Here is a 13,961-nt window from a genome sequence, read left to right as displayed (position 1 = left end):
TTCAAAGGCAGCTAATCTGAAAGGTTGCACCAGAGGTTATGGCGAGCGCTGCGCACTCGGACGCAGGCTGCGCCAGCTGCTACAAGGTTTTGCGCGCAACAAAGAAACCGGCCATGGCGGCCGGTTTTTTTGACGCATTCAAGAGGTCAACGCAGCGACGGCCCCTGGAAGCCCATCCACATCGCCAGATGCTCGGCAACGCTGGCGCCGAGCTTTTTCGAGAAGCGGTCGAACGGCGATTCCTGAACGGTGAAGTCCACCAGCTCCTTCTCGCCGATCACATCACGGGCAACCGAACTGGCATTACCAAGACCATCGATCAGCCCCAGCGGCAGAGCCTGCTCACCCGACCAGACCAGACCGGAAAACAATTCAGGATGTTCCTTGTCCTTCAAACGATCCCCGCGACCTTTCTTGACGCTGCTGATGAACTGTTGATGGGTCGTATCCAGCACGCCCTGCCAGAACCGGGTCTCTTCGGGCTTCTGCGGTTGGAACGGGTCCAGGAACGATTTGTGCTCGCCCGATGTGTAGGTCCGGCGCTCCACGCCCAGTTTCTCCATGGTCCCCACAAAACCGTAGCCGGCTGCCGTCACGCCGATCGAACCCACCAGACTCGCCTTGTCGGCGTAGATCTGATCAGCCGCACTGGCGATGTAGTAAGCGCCGGACGCACCGAGATCGGAGATCACCGCATACAACTTTGTATCTGGATGCAGCCCGCGCAGGCGACGAATCTCGTCATAGACGTAACCAGACTGCACAGGGCTGCCGCCCGGGCTGTTGATGCGCAGAATGACACCTTTGACTTTCTCGTCCTCGAAAGCCGCGCGCAGGCTGCCGACAATATTGTCAGCACTGGCCGGCTCCTTGTCGGCGATCACACCGGTCACGTCGATCAGCGCGGTGTAGTTGGCGCTGCGACTGGCGGCTTTTTCCATGTCCATCAGCGGCGTGAACAGCAGCAGTGCACCGATCAGGTACACAAACGTCAGCAGCTTGAAGAAAATCCCCCAGCGACGCGATCGGCGCTGCTCTTGTACGCCGGCCAAAAGCGTCTTCTCCAGCAGCTTCCAGCTCTTCTCGTCACCGCTCTCTGCGCTCGCCTTGGCGGGCGCCTTCCATTCGTCGGTCATGCCATGTACCCCAGCAAAAATCTATGAAGCCCGCTGACTCAGCCAGGCGTGCAATTCTGAAAAACGGTCGATAGCGAGTCGCGGCTCGAACAACTTCAAGGCATCGATCGACTGAGCGCCGTAGCTGACCGCCACCGAGTCCACGCCGGCGTTACGCGCCATCTGCAGATCAAAGGACGAATCACCCACCATCAGCGCCTGCTCCGGACGGACGCCGCAATGCGCAATAATCTGCTCCAGCATAAGAGGATGGGGCTTGCTCGCAGTTTCATCGGCGGCGCGGGTGATATCGAAATATTCTTCCCAGCCATGCGACTTCAACACGCGATCCAGTCCTCGCCGCGCCTTACCGGTGGCGACCGCCAAGTTGTAGCCGTCGGCGCGAAACGCTTCCATAGACTCCACCACGCCATCAAACAAAGGTGACGGCACCGCTTCGGAGGCGATGTAGTGATCGGCGTAATGCTGACGAAAAACAATCAGCTGGTCATCGTCGATCTCCGGGTACAGCGTACGTATCGCTTCGGGCAATCCCAGGCCGATAATGCCTTTCACGGCGAAATCATCGCGCAACTGAAAACCCGAGCGCTCGGATGCGACGTGCATCGATTCGACAATACGGCCGATGGAGTCAGCGAGCGTGCCGTCCCAATCGAAGATCAGCAATTTGTAATCAGATGGGTGCACTCAGGCGCTCCACGGTCTTGGCCCACATTTCGTCGACCGGTGCCTGCAACTTCAACTCGCCACCGTCCGGCAGTGGCACGGTCAGCATGTAGGCGTGCAGGAACAGGCGCTTGCCGCCCAGGTCGCGAATTTCCTTGCTGAAACCTTCGTCACCGTACTTGGTGTCACCGGCGATGCAATGCCCGGCATGCAAGGTGTGCACACGAATCTGGTGGGTGCGACCAGTGATTGGTTTCGCTTCGATCATGGTGGCAAAATCGCCGAAACGACGGAGCACTTTGAACACAGTGACCGACTCCTTGCCCTCCTCCTCGTCGACTTCGACCATGCGCTCGCCGGATCGCAGATTGCTCTTGCCCAACGACGCACGGACCTGCTTGATCGAGGTCGCCCAGTTGCCCCGAACCAGTGCCATATAGCGCTTGTCGACGCCATCACCGCGCAGGGCAGCGTGCAAGTGACGCAGCATGCTGCGCTTCTTGGCGATCATCAGCAGACCTGACGTGTCACGGTCCAGACGATGCACCAGCTCCAGCTCCTTGGCATCGGGGCGCAACTGACGAAAGGCTTCAATTACGCCATAGGTCAAGCCGCTGCCGCCGTGAACCGCGATGCCGGCAGGCTTGTTGATTACGATCAGGGCCTTGTCTTCGAAGATGATCGACGCTTCAAGGCGCTGCAACAGACCTTGCGCCAATGGCACCGGTTCGTCACGCTCGGGCACGCGAACAGGCGGCACGCGCACGATATCGCCCGCCTGCAGCTTGTATTCGGGCTTGATCCGACCTTTGTTCACTCGCACTTCGCCTTTGCGCAAAATGCGGTAAATCAGGGTCTTGGGCACGCCTTTGAGCCGAGCGAGGAGGAAGTTGTCAATACGTTGGCCGGCATATTCCGGCGAGACCTCAAGCAGTTGTACGCTGGGGGTCGAGGGGGCAGTAGTCGTCATGTCGCGGATGATATCAATTTTTTATGGAATTGAAGCACTTAATCATTACTGCTATAGTCGCGAACGCCGCCAAAAGCGGCCTGGACAGCGGACCAACGGTTAAAAACCGGCCCTGACCAAAGCAATTCACCAGGACGCGAGGCCGTCCTACGGGGCTTTCGCTACGTAACGGTGGAGTTTGCAGGTGTAACGAGCGCAGGTGACATGAGGCCTGAATCACGCCGCAAAGCAGAGTTTTCACTCGCTTGGCGAGCCAATATTCACGGCCAGTTCACAAAGTGCAGTCAGCTGCGAATGACCTCGAGCGAACGCTTCGGAAACAACGCCTAAATTAGCCATGATGCGTGACCTCCCCTTTCGGAGCTCACGGTAAATGCCAACCCGCTGCGGATTCTGCGCGCGGCAGCACCCGAATTATCAGGGATACGTGTAGGGTGGAGATGCACAACCGCTGGACTGTGTAGCATTAGGCTTTATCAAGACGCTTCATCTCGTCCACAGCCGCCGGTTGATTCCTCCTCCTGACTGAGTGCTTAAGTAGCCACAGCAAGCAGGACGCGTACGTCGCGATGAAGGCCCACATTGGCCGGACTTCGCTGGACACGGGAATGGCCAACCACTCCCGACGCACCTGACACCGACCGTGAGAAGTCGTGTGTGCCGAACGCCGTTTCCGGCAGCCCGGAAACCGACGGTACTACATGAAAAGAATGCTGATTAACGCAACTCAACCCGAAGAGTTGCGTGTTGCACTGGTAGATGGCCAACGCCTATACGACCTGGACATCGAATCCGGTGCACGCGAGCAGAAGAAGGCCAACATCTATAAAGGCCGGATTACTCGCATCGAACCAAGCCTTGAGGCTGCCTTTGTCGATTTCGGCTCCGAGCGCCACGGCTTCCTGCCCCTTAAAGAAATCTCCCGCGAATACTTCAAGAAAGCCCCCGAAGGCCGCGTCAACATCAAGGACGTTCTGAGCGAAGGCCAGGAAGTCATCGTTCAAGTCGAAAAAGAAGAACGTGGCAACAAGGGCGCTGCCCTGACCACCTTCATCAGCCTGGCCGGTCGTTATCTCGTGCTGATGCCGAACAACCCGCGTGCCGGCGGCATCTCCCGTCGCATCGAAGGTGAAGAGCGCAACGAACTGCGTGAAGCCCTGAACGGTCTGGTTGCCCCGGCCGACATGGGTCTGATCGTGCGCACTGCCGGCCTCGGTCGCAGCAGCGAAGAAATGCAGTGGGACCTCGATTACCTGCTGCAACTCTGGACCGCCATCAAAGAAGCCTCGCTGGATCGTTCCGCGCCTTTCCTGATCTATCAGGAAAGCAACGTGATCATCCGCGCCATCCGCGATTACCTGCGCCAGGACATCGGCGAAGTGCTGATCGACAGCGTCGAAGCCCAGGACGAAGCCCTGACCTTCATTCGCCAGGTGATGCCGCAGTACGCCAGCAAGATCAAGCTGTACGAAGACAGCGTTCCGCTGTTCAACCGCTTCCAGATCGAAAGCCAGATCGAGACCGCTTTCCAGCGCGTCGTTGAACTGCCTTCCGGCGGCTCCATCGTCATCGATCCGACCGAAGCCCTGGTGTCCATCGACATCAACTCGGCGCGCGCCACCAAAGGCAGCGACATCGAAGAAACCGCGCTGCAGACCAACCTTGAAGCCGCCGAAGAAATCGCCCGTCAGTTGCGTTTGCGCGACATCGGCGGCCTGATTGTCATCGACTTCATCGACATGACCCCTGCCAAAAACCAGCGCGCCGTGGAAGAGAAAGTCCGCGAATGCCTGGAAGCTGACCGCGCTCGTGTGCAAGTCGGTCGCATCTCGCGCTTCGGCCTGCTGGAAATGTCCCGTCAGCGCCTGCGTCCATCGCTGGGCGAGAGCAGCGGCATCGTCTGCCCGCGTTGCAATGGCACCGGCATCATCCGTGACGTCGAATCGCTGTCGCTGGCAATCCTGCGTCTGATCGAAGAAGAAGCCCTGAAAGACCGTACCGCTGAAGTCCGCGCGCAAGTGCCGATTCCGGTGGCTGCTTTCCTGCTCAACGAAAAACGCAACTCGATCACCAAGATCGAACTGCGCACGCGTGCGCGCATCGTCATCCTGCCGAACGATCACCTCGAAACGCCGCACTTCGAAGTTCAGCGTCTGCGTGATGACAGCCCGGAAGCCGGCATCAATCAGACCAGCTACGAAATCGCTGCCGCCGCTGCCGAAGTCGAAGAAGTTCAGCCAGCTGCCGCGACCCGCACCCTGGTTCGCCAGGAAGCCGCGGTCAAGACTGCTCCGGCCCGCGCCAACGCTCCGGTTCCGACCGAAGTCGTCGCTGCACCTGTTGCCGCTCCGGCCGTCGTGCCTGAGCCAAGCCTGTTCAAAGGCCTGGTGAAGTCTCTGGTCGGTTTGTTTGCCACCAAGGAAGAGCCTGCTGCTCCGGTTGCGGTTGAAAAACCGGCGACCACCGAGCGTCCGGCCCGTAACGAAGAGCGCCGCAACGGTCGTCAACAAAGCCGCAACCGTAACGGTCGCCGCGATGAAGAACGCAAGCCTCGCGAAGAACGTGCACCACGTGAAGAGCGTGCTCCGCGTGAGCCACGTGAAGCCCGTGAAGAAACGCCAGCCGTCGCTCGCGAAGAGCGCGCTCCGCGTGAAGAGCGTGCACCGCGCGCGCCTCGTGAAGAACGTGCACCTCGCGCACCGCGTGAAGATCGCAAGCCACGTGGCGAACGTGAAGAGCGCGTGCGTGAACTGCGTGAACCTCTGGATGCCGCTGCACCGGTCGTCGCCGCCAATGCTGAAGAGCGTCCGGCGCGTCAGCCTCGTGAAGAACGTGCGCCACGCCCACCGCGTGAGGAGCGTCAACCGCGCGCCGAGCAAGCCGCTGCCGAAGTTGCTGAAGAAGAACTGACCGGTAACGAAGAGCAACTGCCGGAAGACGGTCAGGAAGGCGCCGAAGGCGATCGTCCGCGCCGCCGCTCCCGTGGCCAGCGTCGTCGCAGCAACCGTCGCGAGCGTCAGCGTGATGCCAATGGCAATGTCATTGAAGGTTCGGAAGAATCTGAATCCGGCGAAGGTGAAGGCGAAAGCGACGAAAACCGTGAAGCACCAAGCGCCGCCGATCTGGCTGCAGGTCTGGCAGTTACCGCTGCCGTTGCCAGCACCGTGATCAGCGCTCCGGCCGAAGCACAGGCCAACGAGCAAGCTGAACGTGCCACGGCCGCCACACTGGAAACTGCTCCGGCTGAAGCGCCGGCGGTTGAAGCAACCACGCCAGTGGAAACAACTGCGGCCCCAGAAATCGAAGTGGCACCGGTTCGCCCGCCACAGCCTCGATTCGAAGTGGCCACTGAGCCTGCTGTCGTTGCCGAGCCTGCGGTTGCCGCCGAGCCGGTTGTTGAATCAGTGTCTGAAACGGTTCGTGAAGTTCGCGAAGAGCAAACCGCGTTCAACTGGGTCGCCGAGCCAGCTGTTGCAGAAACGCCAGCCCCAGCGCCAGTCGCTGAGCGCGAGACGCCTGAAGCAATGGTTTCCGAGCCCGTTGTAGCTGCCGCTGAGCCAGCGCAAGTCGTTGAAGCTACACCGGTAGTTGAAGCTGCTCCGGCAGTTGAATCGCCGGCACCGGTGGTTGCAGAAGTGGTCGCACCGACCGTCGAAGCAGCTCCGGTTAGCGCTTTGACGCCGAGCGGTCGCGCACCGAACGACCCGCGTGAAGTGAAACGCCGCAAGCGTGAAGAAGAGCGTCTGCAGAAGGAAGCCGAACTGGCTGCCGCTGCTGCTCCGGCTGAAGCGCCTGTCGCTGCCGAACCTGCCGCGGTGGTTGCTGAAGTTGTCGAGGCTGCTCCTGCCCCGACTACCGAAGCTGCCGCCGAGCCGGTTGAGTCCGCGATCGACGAAGCACCGCGCTCCGTTCAGGACGCAGTAGCGCAACACGAACAAGCCCTGGATAAAGAGCACGAGCCTAAACCCCTCGTCTGATTCCATCGGCCACTAAAAAGCCCCGCCTGGTTAGCCCAGGCGGGGCTTTTTTATGTCTGCGAATACGCTGCCCCCTGTGGGAGCGAGCCTGCTCGCGATTGCAGTTTAACATCCAACATTGATGCAAGCTGACTCACCGCCATCGCGAGCAGGCTCGCTCCCACAGGGAATTTATGCAGGTTTGAAGATTAGTGATTCAGGCACATCTACATCCCACAACACCCCGGGATCATCCACTGTCACTTCCAATACTCGGCCATGCGCAAATAACGGCCTCGCCCCGCGATCTCCAGACAGCGCCATCAGCCCGGGACCGAAGCTGCGCCCGAAACCCACCGGATGCCCAAACTCACCGACATGCACCGGCACGCTGATCGCGTCATCCGCTATCCCTGCCAGCACCTGCTCCGCCGTTGAGGGCAGAACAAACGGCATGTCTCCCAGCACAATCAACCAGCCACCCAACTGAGCTGACGCCGACACCCCGGCCGCGATGCTGTCGCCCATGCCCGTAGACGCAATAAGCACAATCTCGAAACCATACGCCTGCGCCATGCGAATCACCTGCGGGCGATCCTCGGTCGTCACCAGCACGCGCTTTTCCAAAGAAACCGGCACACTCATCAGCACGTGCTCGATCACAGAGCGAATCGTGCCGTCACGCCCGGTACAGTCCGCCAGCAATTTATCCTTGTCGGCACCGGCAGCCTGCCGATAACGACTGCCCTGTCCTGCCGCCAACACGATCACGCCGATGGGTTCGCTCATACAGCCTCCTGCAAGGGCTTTTTCTGCTTGAGCTCGACGCCGTTTTTGATCGCCACGATTTCGGCCAGCAACGACAAGGCGATTTCCGCCGGGGTGTGACTGCCGATGTGCAGACCGATCGGGCCGTGCAAGCGCCCGATGGCCTCCGCCGACAAGCCCAACTGAGCCAGGTTATCGCGCCGTTTAAGGCTGTTGACCCGCGAGCCCAGTGCACCGACATAAAAAGCCCTGGAGTCGAGCGCCGTCAGCAGCGCCATGTCATCCAGACGCGGATCGTGGGTCAACGCAACAATGGCCGTGCGTTCGTCGGTCTGAATATTGAGCACCGCTTCATCCGGCATGCCGGAAACAAAGCGACCGTGCTGTTCTTCCCAGCCGTAGACGAATTCGGTGCGGGGATCGCAGATCAATACCTCGAAGTCCAGCAACCGGGCCATTTCTGCGACATAACGTGAAAGCTGTCCGGCGCCGATCAGCAACAACCGCCAGCGCGGACCATAAATCGCACGCAGGGTATCGCCGTCAAAACTCAGCGCATCGGATTTGTCCGCAGCTGACAGCGTTACTTCACCGGTCGCCAGGTCCAGCGAGCGCGCAACGATTTCATGCGCTTCGCAGCGTGCCAGCAATTCGTCGACCCATTGCGGATCGCCGACGCGTTCTTCAGTCAGGCGCAAGGTGCCGCCGCACGGCAAACCAAAACGTGCAGCCTCCTCGCGCGTCACGCCATAAGTGATGAGTTGCACCGGCGGCCCGTCGGCCGGAATGCGGCCGTCGTGCAGACGGGCGATCAGATCATCCTCGACGCAGCCACCGGACACCGAGCCGATCACCACGCCATCCTCGCGCAGGGCCAACATAGCGCCCGGCGCCCGGGGCGCGGTGCCCCAGGTCTGAACCACGCTGTACAACACCACTCGCTGGCCGGCGCGGCGCCATTCGAGGACGCTGCGCAGAACGTTCAGATCGACGCTGTCCATCAGGCGTCAGCCTTCTGCCAGCCTTGCAGCTGATAACGCACAGGCAGGTCGCGGATACGCTTGCCGGTCGCGGCGAAAATCGCATTGCACAGCGCTGGCGCAATCGGTGGCACTCCGGGCTCACCCACACCGCCCAACGGCACGTCCCCTGGCGGCGTAACCAGATGCACGGCGATTTCCTTCGGCGCCAGCGACATCCGCGCCACTTCGTACATGTGGAAGTTGTCTTGCTGAACCTTGCCGTCCTTGAAGCTGATTTCCCCCAGCACAGCGTTGCCCAGGCCCATGACGCAGGCGCCTTCGAACTGCGAGCGAATCCGCTCCGGGTTGATCTGCGGACCGCAATCCACCGCAATGTCAGCCTTGTGCACGATCAACGTGCCGTCGTCCTTGACCTCGACTTCAATCACCGCCGCCACGTAAGTCACGAAGCTGTAATGCACGGCCAGACCAAGACCGCGACCCTTCGGCAATTGACGTCCCCAGCCGGCGGCTTTGGCTGCGGTTTCGAGAACCGCGCGCATCCGCCCGGTATCGATCGGATAACGCTCCGGCGATTCACCGTAGTTCCATTCTTCGCTCAAGGTGCGCGGATCGATCTGACGGTCCGGGCCGAGCAGTTTGATTTGGTACTTCAGCGGATCCTGGCCGGCCTTGTGCGCCAGCTCATCGACAAAACTCTGAATGGCAAAACCGTGGGGAATGTTCGACACCGAGCGATACCAGCCGACTCGCGTGTGAACCACGGCTTCGGGGTTTTCCAGTCGTACGTTGGGGATCGCGTAAGCCATGTTGGTGAAACCCATGCCCAGCTCGAACGCCGCTTCGTGGTTCATGCCCGGCGCGAACAGTGCAGTAATGCTTGGCGCTACCGTGCGGTGCAGCCAACCGGAAGGCAGGCCGTCCTTGTTCAGACTGGCTTTGAGGTATTCGGCCGATACCGTGTGGAAATAGGAACAGTGGATATCGTCTTCGCGAGTCCACTGCACCCGTACGGCTTTGCCCGGAAATTCCTTGGCAAGAACAGCCGCTTCAATGATGAAGTCCGGCTTGGACTTGCGACCGAAACCGCCGCCCAGCAACGTCACGTTGACAGTGACTTTGTCGAACGCAATACCGAGCCGTTCACCGATGCGTTCGCGGGTGACTTGCGGGGCCTGACTGGGTGCCCATGCTTCGCAGACGCCGTCCTTGAAACGGGCGACGGCGACCATCGGTTCCATCGGCGCTTGCGCCAGGTGCGGCAGGTAATAGGAAGCTTCGAGAGTGCTGTCGGCGTCGTTCATGGCGGCGTCGATGCTGCCGGTGTTGCGCACTACTTTGCCGGGCTTGAGCGATGAAGCCTCCAGTTCCTTGCGATAGGCGATCGAGTCATAACTGGCGTGAGGGCCATCGTCCCACTCGATTTTCAGCGCGTCACGGCCCTTGATCGCTGCCCAGGTATTGCTCGCCACGACGGCCACGCCGCCCAGCGGCTGGAATTCCGATGGCAGCGGACGACCTTCGATTCGCACGACTTTCAGCACACCCGCGACTTTCAGCGCCGCGCTGTCATCCAGGGATTTGACCTTGCCGCCATACACCGCCGGGCGGGCAATAGCGGCGTAGAGCATGCCTTCAAAGTGCACGTCGGCGCCGTAGACTGCACGGCCATTGACGATGTCGGCGCCATCGATAGCGCGGCTGCTTTCCTTGCCGATGTAGCGGAATTCCGATGGCTGCTTGAGGCGCAGGCTATTGCTGGCCGGGACAGCCAATGCACCTGCTGCCGCAGCCAACTTGCCATAACCCAGCTCGCGTCCGGAAGGCTGGTGGATCACTTTATGCAACTGCGCACGGCATTCACCGACCGGGACCTTCCACTGCGCAGCGGCTGCCTGTTCGAGCATGGTCCGCGCGGCCGCACCGCAGCGACGCATCGGCTCGTACCAATGACGCATGCTGCGTGAACCGTCGGTGTCCTGATTACCGAAGCGCACTTCATCGCCCGGCGCCTGTTGCACCTTGACCAGCGCCCAGTCGGCGTCCAGCTCATCGGCGACGACCATGGTCAGGCTGGTGCGCACGCCCTGGCCCATTTCCGAACGGTTGCAGACCACCGTCACCGTGCCGTCTGCGGCAATGCTGACGTACACCTTCGGGTCATCGATCCAGCCGTTGGGCATGCCGTCGGCGCCGAATTTCTTTTCTTTCTCGTCGGCGAATGCATCCTGCCATCCCCAACTGGCTGCGAGCACCAGCGCGCTGGTCGCGCCGACACCTCTGAGAAAACCACGGCGACTGAGGTTGCTCAGGGCGAAATCGTTCGGTAAGCGGCTCATGCCTTGGCCTCCTTCAAATGTGTGGAGGCCTGGCGGATGGCGGTCTTGATGCGGTTGTAAGTGCCGCAACGGCAGATGTTGCCGACCATCGCTTCTTCAATTTGCTCGTCGCTGGGGTTCGGGTTGGTTTTGAGCAAGGCCGTCGCTGACATGATTTGCCCGCCCTGGCAGTAACCGCACTGAGCTACCGCCGTATCGAGCCAGGCTTGCTGGACGACTTTGCCGACCGGGTCAGCGTGGAGGTTATCAATGGTGGTGACATTCTGGCCGATCACCGAGCCAATCGGCGTGATGCAGCTACGCGCAGGAGCACCTTCGATATGAATCGTGCAGGCGCCGCACAGGCCCATGCCGCAGCCGAATTTGGTGCCGTTGTAACCGGCGACATCACGGATTGCCCAGAGCAGCGGCATGTCCTCGGTGACATCGAGTTGATGGTCTTGGCCATTAAGTTTGAGGGTAATCATGGGCACGCCCGCATCATGTTTCGGTTATGGGGTCGAGCTATCTGCCGCGTGGATATCGCGATGGGCACCACGCAGACCGGCTCAGGCTAATACGGCTCTCTTGTGCAGACGGCAACGTCTACACCGGGCCTTTGGTGGAGCAAATGAATGCATCGTTAGAGGACTAAGTTAACCCAGCATTAACAAAAAAGCCCTGCACAATTCTATCGTGCAGGGCTTTTCAATCAGTCTTTAAAGCTTAGACGCTCAATACCGATTGGGCTCCATTTCCAGCTCGACGTGGAAACGCGCAAAGATGTCTTTCTGAATGCGTTGAGCCAGATCAAGCAACTGCAGACCGGAAGCGTTGCCGTAGTTGACCAGCACCAGGGCCTGCAATTTGTGCACGCCGGCATCGGCCTCACGAAAGCCTTTCCACCCGGCGCGCTCGATCAGCCAGCCCGCCGCGATTTTCATTTGCCCGTCCGGTTGTGCATACGCCACCAGATCCGGGTATTCGCTTTTGAGCTGCGTGACCAGCGCGGCCGGCACCAGCGGATTCTTGAAAAAGCTGCCGGCATTGCCGAGCACCGCCGGGTCCGGGAGTTTTTCGTTGCGGATGCTGCAAATGGCCTGGCTGACGTCGCTGGCCGTTGGCTGCTCGATGCCTTGCTCACTCAGGCGCTGGCGCACCGGGCCGTATTCCAGATGCAAGTGGGCGGCGCGGTTCAGGGCGAAACGCACCCGCAAAATCAACCAGCGTCCCGGTAGTTGCTTGAACAGGCTGTCGCGGTAGGCGAAGTTGCATTCCTGCAAAGTGAAATCGCGCAGCTCGCCGGTCTGTCGATCCAGCGCGGTCAGGCCGGCGAACACATCCTTGATTTCGACCCCGTAGGCACCGATGTTCTGCATTGGCGCTGCGCCAACGGTGCCGGGAATCAGGCTGAGGTTTTCCAGCCCTGACAAGCCTTGCGCCAATGTGTGCTGAACAAACGGATGCCACGGCTCGCCCGCTTCGGCTTCGATCACAACCCTGCTGCCGTCGTCGCTGAGGATGCGAATTCCGCGCGTTGCCATGCGCAACACCAACGCCTGAACGTCGGCAGTGAGCAGCAAGTTGCTGCCACCGCCAATCACCAGCAACGGCACATTGTGCTGCGCGGCATACGTCAGCGCTTCGCGAACGTCGGCATCGCTGTGGGCTTCGGCAAACAAACGGGCCTGCACGTCGACGCCGAAACTGTTGAAGGGTTTCAGCGATACCTGCGGCTGTACCTGCAAACTCATAAACGTCCCTTCAATTCGACCACCAGCAAATCGCTTGCACGCTCGATCAGGTCCAGCACTTGCTCGAAGCCCTGATCGCCGTCGTAGTACGGGTCCGGCACTTCATCCCGCTCTGACTGGTACCGACGCAGAAACAGGTCCAGCTCTGCCCTGCCCTTGGCCGGTTGCAAGGCCTTGAGGTTGCGCAGATTGCTGTTGTCCATCGCGAGGATCAGATCGTAGCGGGAGAAATCGGCGCGCGTTACTTGCTGGGCGCGCTGGGCCGACAGGTCGTAGCCACGCTCTCGGGCCGCGGCCTGACTGCGCTTGTCCGGCGCCTTGCCGACGTGCCAGTCACCAGTGCCGGCGGAGGCGACTTCGATCTGATCGGCCAGCCCCGCTTGACGCAATTTATGCCGCAGCACGCCTTCGGCCGTGGGCGACCTGCAGATGTTGCCCAGGCAGACGAACAAAACCCGCATCAGGCCTCCAGCAGGCGACGAACGCGTTCGAGGTCTTCGGCAGTGTCGACGCCGGTCGGCGGCGCGGTCAACGCGTCAGCCACGTGAATGCGCACGCCGTGCCAAAGGGCACGCAGCTGTTCCAGCGATTCTGTGTTTTCCAGCCAGCACGGCCCCCAACTGACAAAGTCCTGGAGGAAACCGGCGCGGTAGGCATAGATGCCAATGTGACGACGATACGGCACGCCTTCCGGCAGTACCTCGCGGTTCTTTGCGAAAGCGTCCCGAGCCCAGGGCAGCGTCGCGCGACTGAACGTCAGCGCGAGGCCATTGAGGTCACTGACGACCTTGACCACGTTGGGGTTGAACAGGGTGTCAACATCTTCGATCGGCTCGGCGAGGGTGGCCATGCGCGCTTCGGTGTGGACGGCGAGGTTGGCTGCGACCTGATCGATAACACTCGGCGGAATCAACGGCTCGTCGCCCTGCACGTTGACCACAATCGCATCAGGCGCCAAACCCAGCTTGGCGGCGACCTCGGCCAGCCGATCTGTGCCGGAATTGTGGTCTTCGCGGGTCAGCACCACTTCGGCGCCGAATCCTTTGCAGGCCTCGACAATGCGCGGGTCGTCGGTGGCAACCACCACGCGTTCGGCGCTGCTTTTGCGGGCCTGCTCCCAGACATGCTGGATCATTGGCTTGCCGGCGATCAGCAGCAGCGGTTTGCCCGGCAAACGGGTAGAGGCGTAACGCGATGGAATGACGACGGTAAAGGCTGTGGTCATTTATCCAGACGCTCGTCAGTGGTCAGGGTGCGGGCTTCGGTTTCCAGCATCACCGGGATGCCGTCACGAATCGGGTACGCCAGACCGGCGCCTTTGCTGATCAGCTCGGTTTTGTCGGCGCTGAGCTTGAGCGGGCCTTTGCAGACCGGGCAAGCGAGGATATCGAGCAATTTGGTGTCCATGAG

Annotated in this window: 12 protein-coding genes; 1 reads left to right on the top strand and 11 read right to left on the bottom strand. The window is 60.6% G+C overall.

The window, feature by feature from the left end:
- Positions 1-146 precede the first annotated feature (146 nt).
- From DU29_RS0122015 to rluC, 3 genes are read right to left on the bottom strand one after another with little or no spacing between them, the layout of a single operon-like run.
- Positions 147-1,136 carry a S49 family peptidase gene (locus DU29_RS0122015; protein WP_028623644.1) on the bottom strand — a complete coding sequence of 330 codons (990 nt, stop codon included), beginning with the start codon at positions 1,134-1,136 and terminating at the stop codon, positions 147-149.
- 21 nt (positions 1,137-1,157) lie between these two features.
- The gene (locus DU29_RS0122010; RefSeq protein ID WP_028623643.1) at positions 1,158-1,823 is read right to left on the bottom strand and encodes an HAD-IA family hydrolase; all 666 of its coding nucleotides are present in this window, start codon (positions 1,821-1,823) and stop codon (positions 1,158-1,160) included.
- Entirely contained in the window at positions 1,810-2,772 is a 963-nt protein-coding gene (gene rluC, locus DU29_RS0122005) for a 23S rRNA pseudouridine(955/2504/2580) synthase RluC (RefSeq protein ID WP_028623642.1), read from the bottom strand. The genes DU29_RS0122010 and rluC overlap by 14 nt, the downstream gene beginning before the upstream one ends.
- Before the next feature lie 701 nt (positions 2,773-3,473).
- Between rluC and rne the strand changes: the two genes are divergently transcribed.
- Positions 3,474-6,749, top strand: coding sequence for a ribonuclease E (rne, locus tag DU29_RS0122000; protein WP_028623641.1), 3,276 nt, complete (start codon positions 3,474-3,476; stop codon positions 6,747-6,749).
- Positions 6,750-6,920: 171 nt separating this feature from the next.
- Here the strand turns inward: rne and DU29_RS0121995 are convergent, their stop codons facing one another.
- From DU29_RS0121995 to DU29_RS0121960, 8 genes are all read right to left on the bottom strand, one after another.
- Positions 6,921-7,517 (bottom strand): nucleotidyltransferase family protein, encoded by a 597-nt coding sequence (locus DU29_RS0121995; protein ID WP_028623640.1) that lies wholly within the window; start codon positions 7,515-7,517, stop codon positions 6,921-6,923.
- Entirely contained in the window at positions 7,514-8,497 is a 984-nt protein-coding gene (locus tag DU29_RS0121990; protein ID WP_028623639.1) for an XdhC family protein, read from the bottom strand. The genes DU29_RS0121995 and DU29_RS0121990 overlap by 4 nt, the downstream gene beginning before the upstream one ends.
- Positions 8,497-10,818: a xanthine dehydrogenase family protein molybdopterin-binding subunit gene (locus DU29_RS0121985; protein WP_028623638.1), complete on the bottom strand. Its 2,322-nt coding sequence runs from the start codon at positions 10,816-10,818 to the stop codon at positions 8,497-8,499. Before DU29_RS0121985 ends, DU29_RS0121990 begins: the two co-directional genes overlap by 1 nt.
- On the bottom strand, positions 10,815-11,285 hold the full coding sequence (locus DU29_RS0121980; RefSeq protein ID WP_028623637.1) for a (2Fe-2S)-binding protein: 471 nt from the start codon (positions 11,283-11,285) through the stop codon (positions 10,815-10,817). The genes DU29_RS0121985 and DU29_RS0121980 overlap by 4 nt, the downstream gene beginning before the upstream one ends.
- Before the next feature lie 246 nt (positions 11,286-11,531).
- Positions 11,532-12,551 carry a UDP-N-acetylmuramate dehydrogenase gene (murB, locus tag DU29_RS0121975; protein WP_028623636.1) on the bottom strand — a complete coding sequence of 340 codons (1,020 nt, stop codon included), beginning with the start codon at positions 12,549-12,551 and terminating at the stop codon, positions 11,532-11,534.
- Positions 12,548-13,012 (bottom strand): low molecular weight protein-tyrosine-phosphatase, encoded by a 465-nt coding sequence (locus DU29_RS0121970; protein ID WP_028623635.1) that lies wholly within the window; start codon positions 13,010-13,012, stop codon positions 12,548-12,550. Before DU29_RS0121970 ends, murB begins: the two co-directional genes overlap by 4 nt.
- Positions 13,012-13,776, bottom strand: a complete 765-nt coding sequence (gene kdsB / locus DU29_RS0121965; protein WP_028623634.1) for a 3-deoxy-manno-octulosonate cytidylyltransferase — start codon at positions 13,774-13,776, stop codon at positions 13,012-13,014. The genes DU29_RS0121970 and kdsB overlap by 1 nt, the downstream gene beginning before the upstream one ends.
- Entirely contained in the window at positions 13,773-13,958 is a 186-nt protein-coding gene (locus DU29_RS0121960; RefSeq protein ID WP_007945752.1) for a Trm112 family protein, read from the bottom strand. The genes kdsB and DU29_RS0121960 overlap by 4 nt, the downstream gene beginning before the upstream one ends.
- Positions 13,959-13,961 lie beyond the last annotated feature (3 nt).

The organism is Pseudomonas sp. Ant30-3 (assembly GCF_000690905.1).
In the GTDB taxonomy this organism is placed as follows: Bacteria; Pseudomonadota; Gammaproteobacteria; order Pseudomonadales; family Pseudomonadaceae; genus Aquipseudomonas.
Note: the sequence above shows the minus strand (reverse complement) of the source record. Positions and strands in the feature narration are given on the sequence as shown.

Coding starts and splice junctions, on each gene's coding strand:
- DU29_RS0122015 (WP_028623644.1), bottom strand. CDS start 1,136: ATGACCGACGAATGGAAGGCGCCCGCCAAGGCGAGCGCAGAGAGCGGT.
- rluC (WP_028623642.1), bottom strand. CDS start 2,772: ATGACGACTACTGCCCCCTCGACCCCCAGCGTACAACTGCTTGAGGTC.
- rne (WP_028623641.1), top strand. CDS start 3,474: ATGAAAAGAATGCTGATTAACGCAACTCAACCCGAAGAGTTGCGTGTT.
- DU29_RS0121995 (WP_028623640.1), bottom strand. CDS start 7,517: ATGAGCGAACCCATCGGCGTGATCGTGTTGGCGGCAGGACAGGGCAGT.
- DU29_RS0121990 (WP_028623639.1), bottom strand. CDS start 8,497: ATGGACAGCGTCGATCTGAACGTTCTGCGCAGCGTCCTCGAATGGCGC.
- DU29_RS0121985 (WP_028623638.1), bottom strand. CDS start 10,818: ATGAGCCGCTTACCGAACGATTTCGCCCTGAGCAACCTCAGTCGCCGT.
- DU29_RS0121980 (WP_028623637.1), bottom strand. CDS start 11,285: ATGATTACCCTCAAACTTAATGGCCAAGACCATCAACTCGATGTCACC.
- murB (WP_028623636.1), bottom strand. CDS start 12,551: ATGAGTTTGCAGGTACAGCCGCAGGTATCGCTGAAACCCTTCAACAGT.
- DU29_RS0121970 (WP_028623635.1), bottom strand. CDS start 13,012: ATGCGGGTTTTGTTCGTCTGCCTGGGCAACATCTGCAGGTCGCCCACG.
- kdsB (WP_028623634.1), bottom strand. CDS start 13,776: ATGACCACAGCCTTTACCGTCGTCATTCCATCGCGTTACGCCTCTACC.
- DU29_RS0121960 (WP_007945752.1), bottom strand. CDS start 13,958: ATGGACACCAAATTGCTCGATATCCTCGCTTGCCCGGTCTGCAAAGGC.